This window comes from Trichodesmium erythraeum IMS101, assembly GCF_000014265.1.
GTDB lineage: Bacteria > Cyanobacteriota > Cyanobacteriia > Cyanobacteriales > Microcoleaceae > Trichodesmium > Trichodesmium erythraeum.
Genome location: NC_008312.1, coordinates 306066 through 330709, shown reverse-complemented (window position 1 = coordinate 330709; position 24644 = coordinate 306066). Strand labels below are relative to the sequence as shown.

At 32.0% G+C, this 24644-nt stretch carries 15 protein-coding genes and 1 pseudogene; 8 read left to right on the top strand and 8 right to left on the bottom strand.

The genetic code is table 11. The annotated features are described in order from the left end of the window. The first annotated feature begins 1417 nt into the window (after window positions 1-1417). Both TERY_RS00980 and TERY_RS35900 read left to right on the top strand, forming a co-directional pair. Window positions 1418-1831 carry an AbrB-like transcriptional regulator gene (locus tag TERY_RS00980; protein ID WP_011610101.1) on the top strand — a complete coding sequence of 138 codons (414 nt, stop codon included), beginning with the start codon at window positions 1418-1420 and terminating at the stop codon, window positions 1829-1831. 1150 nt (window positions 1832-2981) lie between these two features. Then, window positions 2982-3725 (top strand): annotated as a pseudogene (locus TERY_RS35900) (hypothetical protein). Window positions 3726-4535: 810 nt separating this feature from the next. Here the strand turns inward: TERY_RS35900 and TERY_RS00970 are convergent. From TERY_RS00970 to holA, 3 genes are all read right to left on the bottom strand, one after another. Continuing rightward, window positions 4536-5603 (bottom strand): GHMP kinase, encoded by a 1068-nt coding sequence (locus TERY_RS00970; RefSeq protein WP_011610099.1) that lies wholly within the window; start codon window positions 5601-5603, stop codon window positions 4536-4538. 18 nt (window positions 5604-5621) lie between these two features. Then, window positions 5622-6578, bottom strand: coding sequence for a hypothetical protein (locus TERY_RS00965; RefSeq protein ID WP_011610098.1), 957 nt, complete (start codon window positions 6576-6578; stop codon window positions 5622-5624). A gap of 2665 nt (window positions 6579-9243) precedes the next feature. Further along, the gene (holA, locus tag TERY_RS00960; RefSeq protein WP_044136262.1) at window positions 9244-10233 is read right to left on the bottom strand and encodes a DNA polymerase III subunit delta; all 990 of its coding nucleotides are present in this window, start codon (window positions 10231-10233) and stop codon (window positions 9244-9246) included. A gap of 73 nt (window positions 10234-10306) precedes the next feature. On the opposite strand from holA, the gene TERY_RS00955 reads away from it, so the two are divergent. Further along, window positions 10307-11047 (top strand): hypothetical protein, encoded by a 741-nt coding sequence (locus tag TERY_RS00955; RefSeq protein WP_011610096.1) that lies wholly within the window; start codon window positions 10307-10309, stop codon window positions 11045-11047. A gap of 475 nt (window positions 11048-11522) precedes the next feature. Then, window positions 11523-12836 (top strand): bifunctional cobalt-precorrin-7 (C(5))-methyltransferase/cobalt-precorrin-6B (C(15))-methyltransferase, encoded by a 1314-nt coding sequence (locus tag TERY_RS00950; protein ID WP_011610095.1) that lies wholly within the window; start codon window positions 11523-11525, stop codon window positions 12834-12836. A 620-nt stretch (window positions 12837-13456) separates the two neighbouring features. Here TERY_RS00950 and TERY_RS00945 read toward each other — a convergent pair. After that, window positions 13457-15514 (bottom strand): mechanosensitive ion channel domain-containing protein, encoded by a 2058-nt coding sequence (locus TERY_RS00945; protein ID WP_011610094.1) that lies wholly within the window; start codon window positions 15512-15514, stop codon window positions 13457-13459. 607 nt (window positions 15515-16121) lie between these two features. On the opposite strand from TERY_RS00945, the gene TERY_RS00940 reads away from it, so the two are divergent. Further along, on the top strand, window positions 16122-16481 hold the full coding sequence (locus tag TERY_RS00940) for a sulfotransferase domain-containing protein (RefSeq protein ID WP_011610093.1): 360 nt from the start codon (window positions 16122-16124) through the stop codon (window positions 16479-16481). A gap of 106 nt (window positions 16482-16587) precedes the next feature. Here TERY_RS00940 and murG read toward each other — a convergent pair whose 3' ends face one another. After that, a complete protein-coding gene (gene murG / locus TERY_RS00935) occupies window positions 16588-17712 on the bottom strand; it encodes an undecaprenyldiphospho-muramoylpentapeptide beta-N-acetylglucosaminyltransferase (RefSeq protein WP_011610092.1) in 1125 nt (374 codons plus the stop codon). Between the two features lie 405 nt (window positions 17713-18117). On the opposite strand from murG, the gene TERY_RS00930 reads away from it, so the two are divergent. The 3 genes from TERY_RS00930 to TERY_RS34300 all read left to right on the top strand — a co-directional run bounded on the left by TERY_RS00930 (window position 18118) and on the right by TERY_RS34300 (window position 20408). Further along, the gene (locus TERY_RS00930) at window positions 18118-18930 is read left to right on the top strand and encodes a hypothetical protein (RefSeq protein ID WP_011610091.1); all 813 of its coding nucleotides are present in this window, start codon (window positions 18118-18120) and stop codon (window positions 18928-18930) included. A 50-nt stretch (window positions 18931-18980) separates the two neighbouring features. Further along, window positions 18981-19754 (top strand): SDR family oxidoreductase, encoded by a 774-nt coding sequence (locus tag TERY_RS00925; protein WP_011610090.1) that lies wholly within the window; start codon window positions 18981-18983, stop codon window positions 19752-19754. Between the two features lie 447 nt (window positions 19755-20201). Further along, window positions 20202-20408: a hypothetical protein gene (locus TERY_RS34300; RefSeq protein ID WP_044136259.1), complete on the top strand. Its 207-nt coding sequence runs from the start codon at window positions 20202-20204 to the stop codon at window positions 20406-20408. 63 nt (window positions 20409-20471) lie between these two features. On the opposite strand, the gene TERY_RS00915 is transcribed toward TERY_RS34300, so the two are convergent. The 3 genes from TERY_RS00915 to TERY_RS00905 all read right to left on the bottom strand — a co-directional run bounded on the left by TERY_RS00915 (window position 20472) and on the right by TERY_RS00905 (window position 24106). Beyond that, window positions 20472-21509 carry an IS630 family transposase gene (locus TERY_RS00915; RefSeq protein WP_011610086.1) on the bottom strand — a complete coding sequence of 346 codons (1038 nt, stop codon included), beginning with the start codon at window positions 21507-21509 and terminating at the stop codon, window positions 20472-20474. A 719-nt stretch (window positions 21510-22228) separates the two neighbouring features. Then, the gene (locus tag TERY_RS00910) at window positions 22229-23548 is read right to left on the bottom strand and encodes an ATP-binding protein (protein WP_011610089.1); all 1320 of its coding nucleotides are present in this window, start codon (window positions 23546-23548) and stop codon (window positions 22229-22231) included. A 21-nt stretch (window positions 23549-23569) separates the two neighbouring features. Continuing rightward, window positions 23570-24106, bottom strand: coding sequence for a methanogen output domain 1-containing protein (locus TERY_RS00905; RefSeq protein WP_011610088.1), 537 nt, complete (start codon window positions 24104-24106; stop codon window positions 23570-23572). Window positions 24107-24644 lie beyond the last annotated feature (538 nt).

Here is a 24644-nt window from a genome sequence, read left to right as displayed (position 1 = left end):
TCCTCAAAAATATCTTTTTACTTCTAAGATTTTCAAAGGATTTTGATATTTTAATTATAATTATATATTATATAATAATAGCATGGTCTGTGTCGGAATGTCAATAATGTTATATGCCCTATTTGCAAATTGGTGATTTTTTTTAATTTGCAGAGACATTTTGTAGATATTTGTCTAGTATATTTTTAGTCTTTAGTAATTAAAAGTTAGTACTAATATCAAGCAACCAAATTGATTAACATGATTAGTTAAACTAAACAAACCCATTTCCGGTTGCCCTTTATAGAGTCTGATCGTTTTGAAAAACAGGGGTAAGACGTCAGACTTTCACTTCCACATGTGCTCCTGCCTTAAACGCAACTTGTTATGGTGTTATGGGCACATCCTTAAAATTTTACCTTTGGCTTAATAACTCCTAATAGTTAATTATTTTCAAATCCTTGGCTGTTTTAAGATCGTGGCAATTTAGTGTAACATTTGTTTGTTTTGATAGGTTTTGTTACTGTCTTGAGACCTTAGAACTATGTAGCTAACTTTATATTATATTAGTGGTCAACTATTAACATCAAAAATATTTGGGAAAAAAACTAGAGAATATTGGTTAATATCAAATCAAGTACATTGTGATCTAGATGTGACTTTTAATGAAAATAAATAGAAAATAAAAGAGCAACAAGCACTTCGGAATATCGCACTTTTTTTTGACAATGATTCTGAATATTTATTTGGCAAAATTTGGTATCCAATCAATAAATACAGGAATGTATTGGTTAGGAAATAATTGAAATAAATTAAGGATATTTTTCACTTAAAATCACGATAAAAAATAGATTTTTAGTAAAATTAACGGGATCAAAAATGATAATAAAAGAAAAGTCTATTGTTTTAAAGCCATGACAATAAGTATTTTTTTGAAATAGGTCTATTTATTTTTTCACAAAAATCAAAATTAGTCAAATTAAAATTAAGCAACATTAGATATAAAAGCACAATTGTTTCCCAAAATTGACGACTAATTTGTGATAATAAAAATCCACTGTATTCATCAGATAATAACTATAACAATCGCCTCTATATTTTAGGTTATCACAATTAAAAACTAAAAATCAGCTCCGAGACTTTTGCTCATTTCTAGGATTACTCCAAACCTATCCCCAAAAAGTTACAAGATTTTAGACAACATCAAAATAGTATTGTTATATGACAAATTAGGAGATAATTTAAATTTAACTAGAAAGGTAAGTTGTGCATTCAGAAAATCAAGATTATTTACTAAAATATTATTGGCCTTCAGGCTTAGTAAAATTTTTTTTGTACAATTGATAAGTTTAAGTATATATTTTTAATAACCCTAACAATTTTTACTAAAATTGATTTACTATAGTAGCTATAGAGTTAAGGAGAATTATCAAGAACTATGGTTGAAAATACAGAAACTCCACTGACGGGAAAATCTTTGCTGCAAAAGGTAAAAGAACTTTCTGACTTACCGCGAAGGGAAACTGCTAAACGTTGTGGATATTACACACTCACAAAAAGTGATGAAACTCGTGTTAATCTTACAGATTTTTATGACGCAATTTTAGCAGCAAAAGGGGTTCCTTTAGACAAGAGTGGTAATAAAGATGGTCGGGGTAGGGAACCAACTTATCGAGTTAGTGTTCATAAAAATGGCCAAATTGTTATAGGAGCTACTTATACTGAAACTATGGGATTAAAACCAGGAGATGAATTTGAAATCAGACTAGGATACAAACATATTCATTTGAAACAAATAGATAATGAGAAAGACCATGAGACTAATGGTTATGACTCGGAGATGGAAGAATAAGTAAAATGGGGAGTCAGGGAATTTGAATTTACTGGAACTAGAGGCTAATTTTACTTCTAAAATCATTACCTAGTTAATGTGTCAATGTTGTCGATATTCCCCTCCCTCTCCCTAATTTTTTTCTAGCTTTGAGGTAAAGTTAGTTAATTGTTCGATATCTTAAGTCCTAACTACTAATTTAAAACTTTGCATTTTAGGAAAATCTAGGTTAATTAAAATAATTAACTGCTGTTTATCCTTTTGACCTTTAGGGATAGACATATCCTAAAAATCAATAAATCGTCATAAAATATTAAATAATTGCATTTTATTAACACATAATTTAACAAATAATTAGTAATATATTCTAACTGTACCAGAATTGTTATCAAGAAAGACGGTATTTATTACGTACTAAGCATGAATAGTTATAATAATTTTCAAAAAAAGTAATAATTTAAGACAGAATATTATATATTCTCAACAGAAATTATCTTAATCAAAAAAAAAGCTCATAATTATTGCAAGTAGTGGTGCTGGAAGACCACAATTATTATTTTTATAAAAGATTATATTAACATTAATTTAAACATATAAACTTAATAAATGTGGAGTGAGTCAAACATGATTAAAATAATGCTTTTAATTAGTGGTTTTCGATAATAGGATATATCTTATCATAAAGCCTGTTATAAAAGGTGAAAAAATTTAAGTGACTCGGAAAAGAGTTAAATAAATTTCAACAGAGTTTAAGTTAATTCTAGATAGCTAGGAACAGCCAAAGGTGAAGAGTGATAACTCTTCTAATAATAGTTAGAGTAAGTATTTGAAGATTTTCACAAGATGTCTAGTTAATTGAGCTGTTATATTTCCTTTGGAATCTACTCTTTACCACCCCAAAAAGTATATTCTTGGAGGAGTAAATAATTTAGTAATGAGTGCACTACAGGAGATATTAATTGTGAAGTAAAACTGGTATCATAATATTTATCAAAAACAGGTTTGTGCTTTTAGCATTAAATTACCAGTTTCTTTTTCTATCCACTGGATGCATCTCAATTAAGCGATAAGTAGTTAATTGTCTCAAGAATAAGGGAGAATAGTTGTACTTAAGAAAACAGAGATCAAAAAAAGGATAATAAAAGACTTATTATCAGGAATGACTTGATTTATAGATGCTCAAAATTATGCTGAACTGAATAAACACCTAGAGGCGATCGCTAAAATACTCTATTCTGAAGCTGACGCTACTGAATTCAAAAGTATGGAAGAAATAGACAAACAGCTCAAAAGTTTAGTCCAAGAACAAATCACTCCCCAACTGGGATTTTTTGTATCAAAACATTGTAGGGTGACAGGAATGGGAGGAAATAACTCTCAAAAAGCATATCAGAGAAATCAGCTTGGATGGAGGAATGGTGAGCTTACCCATCCCATTAGGGGAGATAAGTGAGTGGCGAGAATACAAAGCAGTTAATATTCACACTCAAGTCAAGGTAGAATTTTTCAAAGATCATGAAGGATTATTCTCTGGAATTAATGGTCAGATTCTAGGTGAAAAGTTGGCCTGCTTGGGAGACGGCCATGACGGAGTATGGAATATCTTCCCTAAGGTGGGAACAGCAGAGCAGCGGGAAGAAATATTGGACTGCTATCATAACCATGGAAAACTTGTACAAAGTGCAAGGTACTCAGGCTCAGATGGATAAAGTTTGGTATTGTCTCGTCATCTGCTATCTAAGTCAACATAAATGTCAAGGTTTAAATGGTTTGATTCAATATTTGAGAAAGCATCAATCTCTCATTATTAACTATCAAGGGAGTTAAATTGGCAGAGGCACAATGGTCACGAAAAAATGTGTCCTGTATACTCCAGCATCGATGTGCTGATCTTAATGGTAATTTTGCTGTTTGATTTTCATGTTGTATAAATGCGATCGCAAAACCCCAAAAATAAGAATGCTTTATAATTCAATTTTACCAGTGAATTAACCAAGTGGTTTTAGTATTTCCTCTTCTTGAGTACAATTACTTATTGCTTAATTGAGATGCACCTCATCCACTTGTTTTCAGGCTAATACTGCTTGTTAAGCAATATGACCATTAAGGTAGTGTTCCATAAGTAATTATGGAGGAATAAAAGTCACTATTGATATTCTTCATCTATGGCTATTTGTCTAAAGTGTCCATCTTCAAAAAATCTAAATAATGGCCATATTCACAACGGTAAGCAGAGGTTTTTGTGCTCCTAACGTGGAAAAAATGTCGAAAAACCTACCCAGAAGCTGATTTATCAAGCTACTCGTGTATTGACTTACCAACTGTTTAAGATCAGGATTTTACTAGCTGGAATTCTTTATTTATTCTAAGCTTCGGAGCAATGGCTACAAGGTTATGTCATTTCAAGTTATTACCAGTTTAGCCAGTTATTAGTTATCAATACTTCTAGCTAAAATAATAGGCTTAAAATACTAATAGGGAACTTTTGTCCCAAACCTTTAAAGGAAAGGCTATCCACCTAATTTTTTTGATTAACGAGAAATATGCATAAGTAACTAGAAAGCAAAAGGTTCAGCTAAAAAAAAGGGAAGCTTATAATTCAATGTATTGGTTAGATATACTCATTCTAAATGATTTTGAATATAAATTAAGTATCATGGAAAAACTCAATTGTTTATCTTACAAAATTTAACTATATTTTTTTTAATAGAGACTTTCTCTAATATCATTTAGAATTGCTATATTCAGCCCTAACTACTAATTTAAAACATTGCATTTTAGGAAAATCTAGGTTAATTATTTCAATTAACTTCTGTTGACTATTCTCATCTTTAGCAATGAATTGAGCTGTTCCATCACCTTGAGAACCAACTCCTTTACCACCCCAAATATATTCTTGGAGACGTGAATAATTTAGTAATAAATGGAGTACTGGAGATGTTAATTGTGAAGGACAAGCTGGTATCATATATTTATCAAATTCAATTTGTGCTTTGAGCATCAAACTACCAATTTTTTCTCCATCCCCTTTTTGCCAGGCTAATGCTGCTTGTTTAGTAATATCAGCATTAATAACTCCAAGATAATATTGTACATTCTCATTTACTTTATTAGCTTCTTCTATATAACATTTATTTAATCTAGTCAATATCTCTTGAGTATCTTTGCTCGCGCCTAGATCAACAATAACAAAGAATAAATCTTTTTTTGGTGGATTAAGTTCAATAATATCCGTTTTTTCCCCGTCAAATATCATCATAATTGCTTGCTTACCATAAGCACAAGCTTGGTCCATCTTGCCACAACGAGAAGGAGTAGTAACTTCCCCCTGATAAGCTAACTCCATTTCCGAACGAATATTTAGTTTTAAATCATACAATAGGTTAAAAGCTCTAGCCACCAATACACAAATAGCCGCGCTTGATGATAGACCCTTTTTAATTGGTAAATCTGTGAAATAATTATCTATTTCTAAACCACCTACTGAATAATTATTAATAACTTGATATACAACCCCAGCTACATAACTAAAAACTCCTCCCCGACGAGCTTCTGCTAATAATATTTCTTTATGCTTATGCAAATTAAACGACTGTATCAGACTTTCATTATTCAAAGTTGTCTTGATAATTAAATGAGTAGGATGGGGTTTGACATCTGCATAAATTCCTTGATCAACTCCTACTACAATTGTATAGCCTTTATCTATTTGGGGGTTCATAGAACGATACCCTCCTGCCCAATCACTATGTTCTCCAAATAAACAAAGGCGACCTGGTACAAAAAGTTTCATGTTTTTGTTTACTGGCTCCTAATTAAAAGCTTTATCTGCCCTTTGCTTTGCTATATCTAAATTATTTTGATACTCAACAACTTTTTTTTGTGCTCTTTGATAATTTGAGTTGGACTCCGGTACTTTTTTCATTAGCTCGACAGCTTTTTGCCAGTCACTAGCTACTGCATTCCATTCAGATTTAGTTTGAGCAGTCTGAGCTTTTTTAGCAGCACTTTGGGCGCTCTTAACAGCAAAATACCAAGGATTTGAAACACTAGTTGTAGAGTCTGTTGTTGCAGATGTTGAATCCGGAGAATCATCAGGAGAAGTGTTTGGTGTAGATGAGTTAACATTATTAGAATTAGCGTCTGGCTGCTTTGAATTATTGAGGAATGGGAGTGAAAATATCCCACTAAAGTGCAATGCAGCACCGACAGCGACTAGCACCAGCAGAATAGACAGTAGTATTGTTGCTATTAAAGGGATCTTCTTTTTTTGAGAGTTAGGGTCTTCTGATAATTCCTCATCATAATCATCATCTTCAACTTCTTCGTCGTATTCTCCTTCCTCGTAGTCTTCATCTGTTTCTGTTTCGTATGCTGCTTCCAATTCTTGATCCAACTTATCTACAGCAGTTTTTGGAAAATCCCTTACTTCCAATTCTTGTTCAAGTTCAGGTGTATTAGTCTTTAGTGATGTATCCAAAAAAAACTCATCTTCCCAGACTGGTATTTCATTACCAGTTGGAACACCATATACCTTAACTGTATTAATTGATTCAACTCCCAATTTCTTAATTCCAGTTTGGATAAATTCAACAAGAGAGGCTTGTTGATTAAAAACTTGATCCGACTCCAGTTTAATTTCAAGAGAATCATTCTCCTTAGTTACTTGGACATTAATACCCTTTTTTTGTAGTGAATGATTAATAATTGAGGAGATAACTTTTGGATCTCCTTGTTTAGCAAGTTCCCGTAGATTTTTTGATGTCATGACTAGCGCTCCTTTGGAATGGAGGGCGAATAGTTAATTTACTTAATTACTATAATCAATTTTGATATTCTTACCGCCAAGGTTGAAAATTTTCATAGTTTGTTTTAACGGTAGATTCTTGTTTTAGCAAAAAATATATTGGGTTTAGAATCTCCCTAATGTTAGACTAAATAAACCTATTTCCGGTAATTCTTTATAGGGTCTGCTCATTTTCAAAACCGGACGTTAGACTTTTATCCCGTCAGGCTCCTCTCCTAAACATCCCAAGTCAAGGGTACATCATGAAAATTCCACCGAGCAACTGAATAAGTCTTAATGGTTTACTAATTTTAAGCTATTGGTGGTCTTAACGTCCTAAAAATTTTGGTGCAACAGTGGTTTGTTTTTATATTTGTTATCATCACTTTTAGACCTCGGAGCGATCTGGTGAACTTGAATAATACTTGAATAATATCCGTTGGTCTAAAGGTTAACCCATAATATACAAATTTACCTTTTTGTCGCTTAAGTAGGGTTGTTACTTCCTTTCTTACCCCTGGACATTTGCCAATTCTACTACTCTAATAAGTCCAGTCATTATCTAATGGTGATTTATGACCTTTAACTTTGAGATGTCTGATCGTAGATAGGTATATCTGAGTATCGGTTTTAATTTATTCGCCTCCCGGGCTTCATCCAATTTCTTGTTTATCATTTGGGAAAATATTTTTGTTCTTACAGGTGTCTAACTTATTTGGATGCCTCCTACTTACCCAACGGTCGCTTTTAATCCAATTCTTGTTTTGGTATCAGTGACTCTACGGATAAGACTTGCGTTAAGGTGGCGTGATTTAAGTAGGTGGACCAGGTTAAATCTTTGCATTGCTGATAGATTTTTCATGCCATCTACTCTGGCAGTTTTTTGATCAAGGCTCATCCTATATTACAGGCCTAACAGCTAGCCACCTAGAATCGTAACTTTTCGTCAAAAGTTTGTAGTATTTGCGCCCTGAAATGGAGTTAACCACGGTTGGATGCTTTGTAAATTAATTTAATTTTAATTTTTATAACTTAAATAGAATCTGTTTCCAATCTATGTCTTTCTATTTTAGATTGGGATTAAGACTGCGGTATTTCGTCTGTATCCCATACCACTGTATCCCATACCAGACTTAAAAATATTTGAGGATTACCATTATTTCTTTTGAGTGTTTTAGCTTTAACAGCTCCACGAATTTATCTTTAGTGGCTACCTTCTAACATAGGCTGATTCTGTCAGCCAAACAAGATGGCGTTAGGAGTTACACCTACAAGATCATAAGAGTTTTTCACAAGTCGAGGTTATCCTCATGTGTTAACTGGAAACAGTCATTTATATTCTAGTTCAAGGCTGTCATGGCCAAAGAGTCGTACTGTTTGAGAATAGAGAGCCAAAATGCTTGTTAATTATCCTTTTCTTGTACGGATACCATGATGGAACGTCCCTAATACTCTTGGGATCAGTTAGAGGTATATCTTTTATTTAAAAAAGTAAAACAATAATTCATAAAAATGGTATAAATTAAAAGTATAAATATGTAGAATTAAGAAAAATGAGACCTTTTTTATAAACTTAAAACTTTACTTGTCAAAGTAATAATTTTAAACTTGAAAGCCAAGATGTCAAGTTATATGTAGTCTAACTTCAGGAAATTGGTATTACAAAGATATGTTTTTTGTCTTTCTAGTTGTTACTAAGCTTGGAGAACTTAGTGACAAGGGAGAAAAAACAATGCTTGGGTGATAGATAGCTAAATCTTTACGAGTTTTAATTCTCTAAGTTTCTATTTCCTTGTTAACTTTCCACTCTTATCTACTAATTTTTACCCTATTATCTCTATTCTTTAACCTGAGTTTAGTCTCAACTAAATCCCTGATTCTATAGTTAGCTGTAAGTACAATTAGTTTGTCCATAATTCACACCCGTAGCCTTAACCCGAACTAACGTTATTTATTTTCCAAAACCTATCTTTGTGAGCAGGGGATTAGGGAGATCAAGAACAAAAAAACAACTTAAACTTATAGTGTAGATTATCATATATAGTCAGAGCATTATTTGATCTGAGATAATCTATCTACTCTGATATTAGCAGGAATTATAATTTTTTTACAAGAGCAAAAAAATACAATTTCTTTCTTATCTGTTCATGCCTCTGGTAAAATAAGGTGTTATACTACAAAGCGAGAATAAAATATTAAATTCCTCCTAACTATAGATAATAAAATTAATAAATACTTTGATTCTATAATTAGGATAATATTAATTTTACCAATATATAAGAACAGTTATTTAAAAGCTAATTGATCAAGTAAATATTCAGATGCTGAGTTTATTGCTATGCTTAGATAGGGAATATCTAAGTAAATCTTAAGTAAAAAATCTTACTATTTATGGGTTAGGAGATTCAAACCCATAATGAAGTGATAAGTCTGCCTCACCCTAAATTTAAAACTACAAATGGTTTTGTTTATAAATATTCTCTTGAGTGTTGCCAAAGGTTTTATCCAGTTAACCCCAAACTAATAAAATATAGGTAATATTTATTACTATGAGCTAAATTGACAAGTCAGCTCTAAGATAGAATTGAATCATGATTAGTAATCGGTTATAAATTAATGATTTTAATTAATAGTTTGACGATCTTTTCTAGAAATTTCTTTTTGAACTCAAAAGCTGACAAAGTTCGATAATTTTAGTTTTTAAAATAGATATTTCTTCTTTTCCTTGCTTGAGACTTACTTCCAACTCTAACAATAAGGGTAAGGTTTTCTGTAACTGATTTAATGATAGAGACTTTACCTCTTGCCGTAAAAAATATACCCGCTTCGGGTTGTTTATTTCTGCAGCTTGAGCGATCGCTTTTTCATCTTTTTCTCCTATTTCTATCATTAGTTTTACCCACAACCATGTTCTAAATTGGCCTACTAAAGTAGCTACTATTCTTAATGGATGCTCATTATGGGCAATTAAATTTTCTACTAACTCTAAAGCTTTAACCGTCTCTCCTGAACGAATAGCTGCGGCCAACTTCAAACTACTTTGAGTTTGAGACCCTATTAGAGTAGTAATTACTTCTAAGTCTAAAACCGTATCTTGAGAAATATAAAGTTGCAATTTAGTCAACTCACTATGAAGTTTTTGGCGATCGTTACCTAAAGCTTCTGCTAAAAAAGTAATTCCAGTAGGAGTAAGCTTAACTCCCATTTCCTGAGCTATTTCTTTGACTTGCTGTTCCAGTAATTCTGTTTTCCAAGGAGGAATAAGAGAGAAATCTCGAACTTTAGCCCATTTTTGGATCAATTTTGTGGACTTAAGTTTTTGATTGGGTTTATTAGGGGTAGTAAATAATAACACGGTTGTTTCGGGAACCTGAGGTAAAGTTATTTCCAAATCTTCCAATAAACTTTCTGAACAATGCTGAGTTATAGTAGTATCTACTAGCCATACAAAACGATAACCAGAACCAAACGGTGGTGTCATGGCCTGATTTAATGCAATCTGAGGTGCGTCTGTTGTTGGCAAAATTTTGTCATAATTAAAGCTAGTCCAGATAGGATCTAGGAAAGATTGACGTAAAGCATTAACAGCTTGCATCATTGAATATTCATCCTCGCCAAAGTAGAGGTAAATTGACATAAAAGCTATTTTTGACAAGGGGAAATTAAGATTGGACGATACATATCAGAATTACATTAACCGAGTAGCTCAGATGACGCTACCACAAAGTTACAAATCTCAGTTGGAATATATTCAACCTTCTCCCAAGTTTAAAAAACTCATTGATGGCCAAGTTGAGGCTGAAAACTTTCCCGGCTATTCAGTTATTACTCCACCAGAGGATGAGGACTCACAAAACAGTAATTTTTATAAGTGTTTACAAGAGTGTCAAAAAGAATTAATAGAACTATTAGGCACAAGTTTAATGGTTCCAGTTCCTAGCAATAGTTTTCATTTTACCTTGGCGGATTTAATTTGGGAAAGTGCCTTTCTAAATGCTAGTCAGAATAATTCTAAATTTGAAGAAAAATTACATTCTTGTATTGCAGAAAGTTTTCAGGGGTTATCTGTTTCAGATAATGGCCATAAAGTTAACTGGCAAATTTTCGGAATTATAGTCATGACTAGATCAATTGGTGTTTGTTTAGTTCCAAAAGATGAAGTTTCTTATGAACAAGTTCTCAAATTACGTCGGTCAATTTATCAAAATCCTAATTTCATTGCTCTAGGCATTGAACAGCAATATCATTTGACTGCTCATGTTACCTTGGGATATTTTGGGGAAATTCCATCAAATTTAGATATTCCTGGTCTGGGGGAAACTATTTCAAATTTAAATAATAAGTTCTTGGAGCCTACTCCAGAAATTTTGGTACATCGGGCAGAACTACGAAAGTTTGATAATATGACTAAATACTATCGAGAGTCTGATTGGCCTGTTATAGATTTATGATCAAATCAGACCATAATTAACTAGGCATTAATTATGGTCTAATGCATGGCTATGATTTTTCTTTAATGGCAATAATGCTCTGTATCAATAATGCTTTTCATATCGGCGACAGCCGAAAATCTTTAAAGATATAACTGAAAAGCATTTTATATTTGGCCAAATAATGGTTTGATAGTAATATTTCAGTAATGCCGTTAATTAATAAATAAAAAATTTGTTAAATATAATTTTTGTATCGTCAAATGGTAACCCTACCAATATTCGGTTATTTCATTGATCAATTATTATACAAAATTGGGTTGATACTATATATTCGGGTAAAATGGGAAAATGGAGAAAGGAATAGCTATGAGGGGGATGGGTACATAAAGTAAACATTGAAATGTTATAACCAGTAAGGTTTTATATCAGTTTTCTTGTATGAGGTTAAGATTTAATATCCGATTAAACTGTTGTAAATTCTATTCTGGTTATAGTGAAAAAACTAGCTCCAGAACTCAGGGAAAAGCAGGGAAAAAACATAATTATTGTGACTATAAATGTTATTGGTATAGGTTTAGATGGAGTAGTTGGACTAAATCAGTTAGTACGAGAAATTGTTAAAAGAGCGACTTTGTTGGTAGGAAGCGATCGCCATCTCAGTTATTTTTCTGATAATAACGCTGAAAGTATTGTAATTAAAGATCTACTTGAGGCAATTTTAGAAATACGACAGCATTTAGAGACTCCTAATAGTTGTATAGTGGTTTTAGCTTCAGGAGATCCCCTATTTTTTGGTTTAGGGAGGTTATTAGTAGCACATTTTCCTGCAGAAAAATTAAGGTTTTACCCCCATCTGAGTTCGGTACAATTAGCTTTTAGCCGGATCAAAGTTCCTTGGCAAGATACTAAAATAATTAGTGTTCATGGTCGTCCTATGGATGAGCTGATTAAAGCATTACAGCAAGGAGCTGAGAAGGTTGCTGTACTCACAGACCCGACCAATACACCACAAGCGATCGCTAATTTGCTACTATCTTTACATCTGCCAGCTACATATCAATTTTGGGTATGTGAAAATCTTGGTGCTGAGGATGAACGAGTCCAACAATGGTCTATAGATGAAATACAAAAAGAAACATTTGCACCATTGAATTTGGTGGTATTGTTGCGTAAAGCTAGAATGGCTAATCAACCTGTAGATTTAGTTGATTTACCTCTTTTGGGGATACCAGATAATTATTTTTTAAGTTATGATGACCATCCAGGCTTGATGAGTAAGCGGGAAGTCCGGGTGTTAATTTTAGCTGAGTTGAGTTTGCAACCAGGACAAATAATATGGGATATTGGTGCTGGTACCGGTTCTGTTGCAGTGGAAATTGCTCGCCTTTGCAGTAGTTCTATAGTATATGCAATTGAAAAAACTGCTATAGGAACAAGTTTAATTGAAGAAAATTGTCGTCGCTTTCAACTAAAAAATGTCGTTTCTCTTCATGGTAATGCTCCGGAAATTTTGCATCATCTACGTCCTCCCCACAGAGTTTTTATAGGGGGTAGTAGTGGTAAACTCAGAAATATTCTGGGAGTTTGTGGAATTAGAATGTTGCCTGAAGGGGTAATAGTTTTAGCATTTACAACTTTGGAAAATTTGCATACTGCTATAAGTTGGGTAGAAGAGAGAAGAAGGAGCGATCGCTCTTGGAGTTATCGTCTTTTGCAAGTGCAGTTATCTCGTTCTATACCTGTAGCTAATTTAACTCGATTTAATCCTCTTAATCCTGTCACAATTATGATCGTTAAACGGGATTAAAATTATGTCTGCACCTTAAATGGGTTGTGTTATATAATTTTTTTTCAAGTAGGTAGCTACAAAAAAGCTTAACTATATTAAATTTTGTCAAGCAACTCTAAGCTTCTTTAGACAGTTGATTTGAGATTAAATTTACAGTTTATTATATTACATAATGATAAATTTTTATGCCTACCTACTGAGTAATCCTAAAACTCCTTGTTATGCGTGATAATTTATCGGTCTGAATTGTAAAAATCAAAGCTCTAACAAAATTGCTCCAATCAATTAGCATAAGAATATTTTGAAGATTGTGAAGTTCCCTGATGGGAATGGGAACTTTTTCCATTTAGATGAGTCATACATAGAACTCGGTAGTTTATAAGATAGAGTTACATTAGCTTCTTAGATATTTTTTGCAGTCTGGAATTAAGCGTTCATTCTTGTTAATAAAATCTACTAAAATTAGTGTACCACAATTTACAATTAATAGGTTATAAATTAAGTATATAGATATTCACAAATCTTAGATAGTAGCTTAATTTTTCTCCAGTATCCCTTCAACCCTACAACTAATTATTCAAATATTAAAGTGACTAATAATTACGGACAATTTTTAGTTTACTAAAAACATATTCACCCTAGTAGTTTTCATCTTCATAAAAACGATAGAAAATATACTGATTTTTAAAACTATGTTTATCTACAACATGATGAATTAAGCCACGGTCTATTAATAATTGACCCATAGAAATTGCTTGACTTAAGTTAAGTTTTTGAGTTCTCATTAACCACTGTACTGCCTCAGAACCAACAAAACATTTTGAGTAGACATCCCACCTATGTTGACGATCTTTAATTGATACTCCATTATGACCACGCATTTCTTCAACTAAGGTATCTATATTTATATTTTTGTTGGTTTGATTATTGAGAGAATCTTTAGTCAATGCTTTGGCTTCATCCTCCTCATCTATATCTAACTGAGAAGCATTATTTTCAAACTTAAACTTAAGGCTATTCGGATAGTAAATTTGTTCTTGAGGAGGTGAATTTTTCCGCATCCAAATCTCTATCATTTGCTCTATTTTGGGAGATTTTAAATGCAAATCTCTTTGAGGAAAAGGAATTTCAATTTTATATCTTTGTAGACTTGCCTCAATGCGATAATTTAACTCACTTTTTAGTTGATATTGTTTTTGTGGTTCTCTAGTCCAAATCAACAATTGAAATTTTAGAGAACTATCACCAAATTCTTGAAACCAAATTTGTGGGGAGGGATGTAATAATACTTCTGGATGACTTTTTGCTACTTCTAATATAGCTTTCTTAACTAACTTAACATTAGAACCATAAGCAACACCTATCGGTATTTTTATCCTAGAAATAGGGTTACCATGACTCCAATTTAAAACTTCATTTTCTAGAAATCTAGAGTTAGGAACAATTAAAGAAACTTTGTCTAAAGTTGTAATGTAAGTGCTACGCAAACCTATTTTTTTTACAATGCCTACTAAATTTCCTACTTCAATAAAGTCACCCACTTGAATTGGTCGCTCAAAAACTAGAATAATACCACTCATAAAATTATTAGCAATATTCTGTAGACCAAAACCAATACCTACACCAAGAACACTAGCAATAATTGCCAAAGAACTAATATCTACACCCCAAAGTTGTAGAATAATTAGTATACCAAAAAAAATTAATCCATATTTAGCTAAGAAACTGATTGTATCTTGAACACTTCGCTCTGCTCCTGTTAAACTTACAATTTTAGTTCTAAAAATATCAATAAAGTACCCAACTCCTTTCCACATTCCAATAGTTAACCCAGTTAAAAATACCAAATCAACAATGGAAAGACCTTTGTTGCCTAAGTCAAAGATACGAGAAGTAAAACTATTATATAAAATACTTAATAGTTTCTCACTAGGCTCACGAGTAAATGGTAGTAGATAGGTGATATATAGGGTGATTTTTATCCATACTATGACTCGGATAGAAATTATCGTTAATGGCAAAAATTTTGGTAAATAACTAACAATTTGAGGATATTTTTTTTCACAGAAATTGCTAATTTTAAACTTTAATAAACCCCAAAATTGCTCTATACTTAAAGCTGCTAAAATTAAAACAATGCTAATGGATAATTCTTTTAATAAGTAAGGAGAATGAGAGTTTTTTTTGCCTGCTTTAAAACTTTCTTCAATCTTATCTTTCCAGATGATTGCTTGCTCTTCTGTTTTCATTCTTCCTTTAACATCTGCAGCAGTTATAGTTAGTAAATAGTTATTATTAGTAAGCAAAATTACTTGATTGTTTTGCTTATCTATATTTACCTCTATAGATTCATCTGAGCTGAAGATATTTTCTAATTTTGAGCTAATTATTGCCGCTCGTTCAATAGCAGTCAAATTTTTTTCTTTATTACCTGCTACTTCAAATAATTTTTGACCATTCAATTCTACTGGAGCTTTTTCTAGATAATTATCAATGGCTTGTCCCCAAGCTGGTATTATAAAAAATAGTAAAGGTATTAAACAAGCAATAATTAATATTTTGGCGATTTGCTTTTGGTGGGTTTTAGTTTCTCTCTTGCTTGGAAAAGTTAAGGGATTATTTGTTGCTTTAAGATAATTTGGTAGTTCTAATTTTGCTATTTTTTTTAACTTTAGCCACAAATATTTATGCCACATAGTCACTCTCAAAAACTACTAATAAATATTTCACTATAAACTATTGATGTGGAAAAACTGATGTACTAAAATTTGCTGAATTTTTAGCACGATCTTTTTTTTACTACTATAATCTGTTAATCTTAACATAAACTTTAATATAATTGAGAGGAATGAAATCACTATTAAAGCTAACTCGATCTTGTATTCATAAATCCCTAGGAATTATTCATAAGGGTTTAGTGTTTGGGAAAATTCTAGATAATAGAGTTTTGATTGGAACTCACCACAAAACTGGAGCTGTTTGGATGTCAAGTATATTTAATTCTATTGCTTCCTATTATGACTGAAAATTTTATGCAAATAGAGGCAACAAATATTTGATATGTCGATCTAGTAACTTTGATATTTTCTTTCAATATCAATCATATTTTGATTTTCAGAAGCTTTATAATTACACAGGATTGCATCTTATTAGAGACCCTATAGATATAATTGTTTCTGGCTTTTTTATCATCATAAATCACCAGAAAAATGGTTACATATTAAAAGAGAATAGTTTTGAGGCTTGACTTATCAATAAAAACTAAATTCTTATTCATTTTTTGACGATAAGTTAATATTTAAAATGAAGAATTTATCTATAAATATAATTCAAGATATCAAAGATTGGAACTATAATAATTCACGGTTTATAGAAATAAAGTATGAAGATTTAATTCAAGGTATTGATATGAATTTATTTAGAAATATTTTTCAGTTTCTAGGTTTCAATAAGAAGATAATGGCGAGTCTATTAAAAATAGCTTACAATAATAGTCTGTTTTCAGGTTTGGTGTCAAATAGAAAACATATAAGGTCAGGAAAAAAGCAGCAGTGGAAAGAATATTTTAAACCAATTCACACAGCAAGATTTGTGGCCCTATTTGATGATGTTTTGGTTAAACTGAATTATGAGAAAACTAATACAGGTTGGCTTGATAGATAATCAAAATATTTCCAAAACAATTGATGTTGAAATTCATGATTTACACTTATTTATCTGACTTCTTAATGCCAATCTCTTGATTAGCTTTTACCTTTTTGAGTATAATTTAATGACTTAAAATTTCATGAACTAAACCTGCTAATTTTTTATGACTATCCTTGACAGCTAAACTTTCTGCCCCTAGAGACATTTTTTCTAACTTTTCTGATGATTGTAATAATTCTAAAACTTCAGTTTGTAGTTTTTCTGGAGTCAATTCTCCCTCAGTAAAAACTAAGGCAGCATTCTGATTAGAAAAAATCTTAGCATTATAAGCTTGATGATTATCTGCTGCATAAGGATAAGGGATTAAAATTGATGGTGTATGAGTAACTGCTAATTCTGTTAAACTACCTGCACCCGCACGACTAATGACCAAATTAGCTCGCTGAAATAAACTGGCCATATTATGATAAAATGGTAGTGTAAAATATTGTGGATGTTTAAGGCTAAAAGCATTAGGATCATTTTCCCCTGTTTGATGAATAATCCAAGCTCCATTCTCTACCCATGCCGGAATACACTTTCTTACTAATTGGTTAATTGCTACTGCTCCTTGAGAACCCCCAACAATTACAATTACAGGAACATTTTCTGGAATGGGTAAGTCTAATGATTGGGGAAACAAAAATTCTTCTCTTACAGGAGTACCTAAATATACAGTCTTCTCAAAAGATAGATATTTTGTCCCTTCCTCAAATCCTACTGCTACAACATTACATAAACGACTGAACCAGCGGGTTACCTTTCCTGGTAAAACGTTAGATTCGTGGAGAATAACTGGTAAGCCTAGATAACGAGCTGCAATAATTGCCGGAGCTGCAATATAACCACCAGTAGTAAATAATCCTTGAAATTTTCCTTCTTTAAGTATATGTCTTACCTTTAGGATAGATCCGATAAGTCTACTTAAAACCTTTAAGGTTTCTATGCCCAACTTCTGCTGAAAGCCTTCAACTGATATAGTATGGAGAGGGTATTGGGATGGGATTAACTTAGTTTCTAGACGGTCAGGAACTCCTAGCCATTCAATATGATAATCCTTTAATTGATTGGCAATAGCGATCGCTGGAAATAAGTGTCCGCCAGTGCCACTTGCTGCGATTAGTAATTTAACTGGTTTATTGGTCAAGGTTTCTGCCTCCCTGTTATAACAACAAAGTAAGTTAAAAGTAAACTCCCCTTTGCCCATTCCCTTGGGGTAGAAGTTAAAAGCTAAAAGCGAAATAAACTCATAATTTCTGTATTGTAATTTATTTGACTTTTAGTTTTGCAAAAATGTCTAATATCCGATTATTGCTAGTTAAGGTAGTGCAATTAATTGGGCAAAGTTTAACTAGCTACCAGCTTTTAGAGCTATAAATGAAAACCTCTAGCAACTAACTATTAGCCCTGATGGTTTGCTGGGGATTTAAATCTCTTTCGTTCACTTCAAAAAAAATGTCCTACTGATTCCTAAATGCTGATTGTTGACCACTTGTTTAAATAATGGCCACAATACTTGTTTTTAATAACCTGCAAATTTTGAACTAACAACTTTTATAAGTTAAAAATGATTATTTTTCAAATCCCATTTTGTCCACAAAGGAAATTTTTGATGCAATTTCAGCAATTATTAACAAAATTATCTAGTTCATTATTGTTGGGTTTAACTGTTTTTTCAGGAGTAGTTTTTTCCCAGAATTTAACTTTAGCTCAAAGTAGTTATAGAACACCTAAAAAACTGACAGAAATATTAGAAAAAATTGACAAGGCTGCTAGTCGTCAAGACTTAAAAGATGTCATGAATTTTTATAGTAATGATTTTACTAATTCTGATGGTTTAAATCGGGAAAGTTTAGAAGTAGCGTTAAAAAATTTTTGGCAACTTTATAAATCAGTTAAATATCGTACTAAAGTTCAATCTTGGGAAACTGATGGTGATACTATTGTGGTGGAAACTATCACCTATATTACTGCTATTCAAGAAATGAAAGATAGAAATTTAACTTTAAAGTCTACTATTACTTCTAAACAACGTTATGAAAATGAAAAGATTGTTGAACAAGAAATTTTAACGGAGCGTAGTCAGGTAACATCAGGAAAAACACCACCTACTATTAGTGTTAATTTACCGGCAGAGGTAGAAATAGGTGAAAAGTATAACTTTGATGTAGTTGTTGAAGAGCCTTTGGGGGAAGAAATGATGTTAGGAACTGCTTTGACAGAACCTATAAATGAAAATTCTTATACTTTTGAACCGGCTAAATTTAAACTAGAAATTTTATCTTCTGGGGGCATTTTTAAAATTGGTGAGGTTACAGAAAATTTAGATAGTCAATGGTTATCAGCAATTTTAATGCGAAAAGGAGGTATTACTATTAGTACCTATCGTCTACGAGTTATTTCAGAAGAAACAGGAAAGAAATAATACTGTTGTGAAAAAATTATAAAAAATAGCAAAATTTTATTCTAGTAAAAATGATATCTGTTGAAAATAAGATAGTTTTAATTACAGGTGCTAGTAGTGGTATTGGTGAATCTTGTGCCCAGATATTTGCTCAATCAGGAGCTCAACTAATTTTGCTGGCTCGTCGCCAAGAAAAACTAGAAAAACTTGCTGAAGTACTAACTAAGAAATACCAAACTAAGGTTTATTTATTAAACTTAGATATACGCGATCGCCTAGCAGTTGAATCAGCCATAAATTCTTTACCCGAACCTTGGAAAAAGATTGATATTTTGATTAATAATGCTGGTTTAAGTAGGGGTTTAAATAAACTCCATATTGGCGATTTCAAGGATTGGGAAGAAATGATTGATACTAATGTTAAAGGATTACTCTATATTACTCGTTATATAGTGCCAGAAATGGTCAGTCGAGGTCGGGGTCATGTAGTTAATATTGGTTCTATTGCTGGTCGTGGAGCATATCCTAAAGGTAATGTTTATTGTGCTTCTAAAGCTGCTGTTAGGGCAATTTCTGAGGGTTTAAAACAGGATTTATTAGGAACTCCCATCCGAGTAACTGAAATTCAACCAGGTTTAGTAGAAACAAAATTTAGTGAAGTTAGATTTCATGGAGATACAGAAAAAGCTAAGAATGTTTACAAAAACTTGATGCCTTTGACAGGAGATGATATAGCAGATTTAGTACTTTTCTGTGTGACGCGATCGCCTCACGTCAATATTAGTGAACTTTTAGTAGTCCCCACAGATCAAGCTAATGCAACAATGGTTCATCGACATCAATAAAATCAAAATAGGAGAAGAAAATTAAATTGATTATTTCCGGAGTCAACAGAGAAACATGGGAAAGAGAAAAAGTAGATGCACCCTGATATACGACCTCCACCGTCATAGGTGGGGGTTTTTTTTATAGAAAAGTTAAACTGATTATTTCTGGACTCAATACAGAAATATTAGAAAGAGAAAAGGCAGATGCACTTTAATAGTCACTTCTACTATGAGAGTTGATTTATAAAGTAAATATTAAAAAGTTCTTATCCTTGCTATACTTAGAATTGATAACTTATAGCTAATCTAGCCCTAAATTACTAAGAGCTAGGTAATATAAAACTTTCAGCTAAGTTTAGAAATTAGCTCTTACATAACTATGCTTTATCAAAATCTTTCTTAATATCAAACTTGATAAAATAGAGAAGTTACAGCATTTGAGCAAGCAAATGACGTACAAGGTAAATGGTGAAAATATTGTATTGCAGGGAAGATGTCCACAATTGGTATACCTTACCGGAAATAGAAGCTATAGAAGTTGCTGTATATGTTGACTGTTTAGATAGATATTTTGGAAGAGCAAATGTATTTAAAAAAATGTTTTTTTCTGATTCCTTAAAAGCAAAAGATATTACAAGTTATCTATTGGATCAAAACGAAACAAGCTTATGAGAATTATTCATTTAACCTCATTGGTCAGAAAACATAGAATCAATGCTTCTATATATAGCAATCCTAAGTAGGTTGCGGCAAAATTTCATACTGAAAAAGTTTTGGGAAATTGAATATTTGACCATCCGCAAAAAACTTAAATAGCCACTTAACTACTTTAAAAGAACTGCAAAGATGATAAAAAGTAATACTGAAATTTTTGGTTTGTAACCAAATATCTTCAACAGGATTTTGCTCCGGAGCATTGGGAGCAAATCTTGTACAATTTATCAACAATTCTTCTTCTGATAAGTATTGATTAATTGTCATTAAATATTCTCGAAATTCTTGAGAGTTATGGTAAGTTGCCCCATCCCAAAATATTGCCAATTTGTTGCCCGGTCTTTGCTTCTGCAAATATTTAATAAATTCAATAGTATTTTTAGTATTTCCACTCTCATATTCTTGCACAAGAAATTCCTTGGTTTTATAGTCTAAAGCTCCATAATAAGTCTGTCTTTCTTTTTCATTTTTAATTGCAATTTCTATTCTTTCATCTGTTTTTCCCCAAGCATAACCTAATATGTCTCCCCATAGAAGATGACATTCATCAATCATAAACACTGTAAGCTTTCCAGTTTCTATTTCTGGTTGCCATTTAGCTAAAAATTCCTCTATTTCTTTTCTTTTAACTTCTACTAATTCATCATTTTTAGCAGGATTCTTTTTTTGAGTTTTTTTCCAACTTATGCCCGCTTCTTTAAACAAGTTATAGTAACTTTGATTAGACTCAAAAACCACATCATATTGCTCCTGTAAGTAGTTTTTTAAATCTGATAACCTAAGATAATCTTGTGCTCTCAACCACTCAATTGTTTTCTCTTTTTCGACCGTTTTTAAGTAACCTTGTCTCCCTTGATACTGAAGCCTTAAACTTTCTACACCATGAAATAATGCTTGGTTTTTCCATTCACTAATAAAACTGTGAGAAACATTTAATAATTCTTTGACTTCATGGTAGGATTTTCCTGACAAGGTCATTTTTACGGCCAAGGCCCTTTTAATTTCTTTAGACTCTTTTGTTTGATTAATAAAATCATTTAGTTTATCTATAATATTCATTTTTTGTCTTTTTCTTAGATCTGTTATTCTTACTATTATATCTGTTGCGACCAATATGGGATTGCTATAGTTATGTCAAGATTGAATACGAGAGTTAAGTCAATTATTAACCCTCAAAACTAGTAACGGAAAAACTTGAGTAATAACTGAGGAAATAGAATAACAATTAAGAGATTAGGAATTGGGAGCAATTGATGTGATTAAAATATTTTTATTATCTCTTATAGCTAATTAATGAGACTTGATATAATACCCCCAATCTTTCTCGTTCCAATGAATACTTATATCTCATCTTTTTTTTATCTATTATCTTTTCCCTGACTAGCACTCCGGAATCAGCTAATATAGATTTATGATGGGAAGCTTGCTGCTAGAGAGTGATTGTTAGTGAAAAGTTATTAATTACTATTAATAAGATCAGGAATTAATTTTGCATAAGCACTACATAGATGAACTATTAGTTGATATTTTTTGTCCAAAACATAACAATAAAATTAGGCATTATAATTATACAATTAGGGAAAAGATTTTAAGGGTAACCTCAGAAGGTTAAACCATAGTAATAATATTTAATATTTTGGATGTCATTAGCATTTAAACGCTCATTGCAGGCATTACCTAATTTTATGTATGTAAAACATGCAGTATAATAAATTCAGCTTGACAAAATATGTAATTAAATTTGTGTACCTACTCTTAATGTGAATTGTAAATTGGTACTATGCAGCTTGAATCATTGATAGTTGGATGGGGATTTGAATAACAAATTCTGTCCCTTTCCCCACTTCTGAATTACAGAATATATTGCCACCATGTTTTTCTACAATAATTCCATAACTAATTGATAAACCTAATCCTGTTCCTTTGCCAATATCTTTAGTGGTAAAAAAAGGATCAAACAGTTTTAACTTGACTTCTTCATTTATTCCTGTGCCATTATCCGCAATTCGGATAGTAACCCAATCATGATTTAACACTGCTGTTTGAATTCTAATTTGAGGTGGATTTTCATTAATCTCTTGAATACTTTTTTGCTCATAACATTCTTGTAATGCATCAATAGAGTTGCTGAAAATATTCATAAAAACTTGGTTAAGTTGTCCCGAATAGCATTCTATTTGAGGTATTTCCTCATAGTTTTTCAAAACTTGAATTTGTGGTAAATTAGACATCTCTTTCAAACGATGTTGAAGAATCATTAATGTACTATCTATACCATCGTGAATATTCACTTGTTTAATTTCAGCTTCATCTAAACGGGTAAAGGTTCGCATGGACTTGACAATTTCACAGATTCTTGTTGTTCCAAAACTCATTGATTTCAGCAATTTTGTCAAGTCTTCTACGAGGAAATCTAAATCAATTTCATCAATTTCTTCTTGAATTTCTGGTACTGGGTTAGGATAGTGTTTCTGATATAATCGAATTAATCTTAACAAATCTTCAGCATATTCTTTAGCGGGTAAAATATTTCCATGAATAAAGCTTACTGGGTTATTGATTTCATGGGCAATACCAGCCGCCATTTGACCTAAAGCAGAAAGTTTTTCTTGGTGTATCAATTGAATTTGAGTTTTTTGTAGCTTATTCAAAGTGTCCTTCAACTGATGTTCGGCTTTGCGACGATGCCCAATTTCTGACTTTAATTGTTCAATTTTTTGATTGAGTATAATAAAGTTATTATTGGCATTATTATTTTTTTCTAAACGTAAAAAAATTTTAGCTGGTAACCCAGAAGAAGCTGGTTCAACAACTGCCCCTCGAGAACGACAAACAACGTTTGCTCCATCAGCGGTGCAAATTGTTAAAGAACCTATAACCATTTTCCGATTCCTGGAACAAGCTTGTAAATATTCAGTAACAATATTTTCAGATTCTTTGACAAAATCATATATTTGTTGCCCTTGTAAGTCTTTACTCCGATAGCCAAAGATTGAAGACGCTAACTTATTCATGGCCAATATTTCCCCTTTTTGAGTAAGGAATAAAGAGGGTTCAGGCAAGACCCTCGCTAATTCGATAAACTGTTCCGGAGTCATTTTTAACACCTTAAAATTACATTAGGATTTGAAATACTCTCTCCCCTCAGCTTCTTCTGCATCTTCTGTTAGTTCTAAATAAACCACTACCCGACAGCCAGAAGCACCCTCTGCAATTGTTTGTTGCAGTTCAACTTTTCCATACCCCAAGTTATCAGCCACAATTGAGCCAAAAACATTGGAGGTCATCATACATACAGAGGGACGACCAATTACCTGTTCAGAAAATGGACAATTGTGGTTCCCAAAAACAATCTTTTCATCATTTTCCTCAATTATGTAAAACTCTCCCTTAATTCTTCTTTTTAAATCAACTAACACTTGAGCCACTTCTTGTCTAGACAACTGAGATACTTTCAGTGCTTCTTTGTAATCGGAGTTAAGTTCATCTCCTATAGTTTGACCAACAATACTAATAAAACCTGATGCTTCTTCCAAACCGACAATTTTCTCTAATGTTCCTGATAGTTTTCGAATTAAAGTTCGTAAAAACACATCTCGGTCTAAGGGAATATCAAGCTCAGAAATAGACTTTGTCACATCTTTGGATAGGCTCATAATTTTTTTTTAATTAATATTTTAGATTTTTGGTTGTCATGCTCCCGTAATAGTAGATAGGTATAGAAAACGCCAAAGTAAGCGTAGCATAATACATTGCTGTGTCGCTTCCCTTAATAAAATAACTACAATAGGTCATTATTAAAGTTGTTTATAATTAAGACAAAACAATAGCTAAAACCCAAAACAAATCCGGGTTGAAAGGTGCTTTTTATCCTTAAAGTTATCAAAAACTTATATATTATATATAGTAAGCTTTTAATAACTTTGATTTTTCCAAAACCAAACAACTCTATGACAATAGAGCACCAAAAGGTTTAGATTTTGTGAGTATTTTTTGAATAAACATATTTAGTAAAGTTATCCTTGATAGTTGAAAAATCACTTAGGGTTAAGTCAAAAAAACACCGACTTCAAAAAGTATTTCAAACCTTAAAAGAGAAAAAGTTCAAGAGCTAAGTAGCACAAATTATTTATATAAATTTGGTTAAAGTTGTTTTTAGCTTATCAAACTTTCCCATAACTCACAATGTATTTT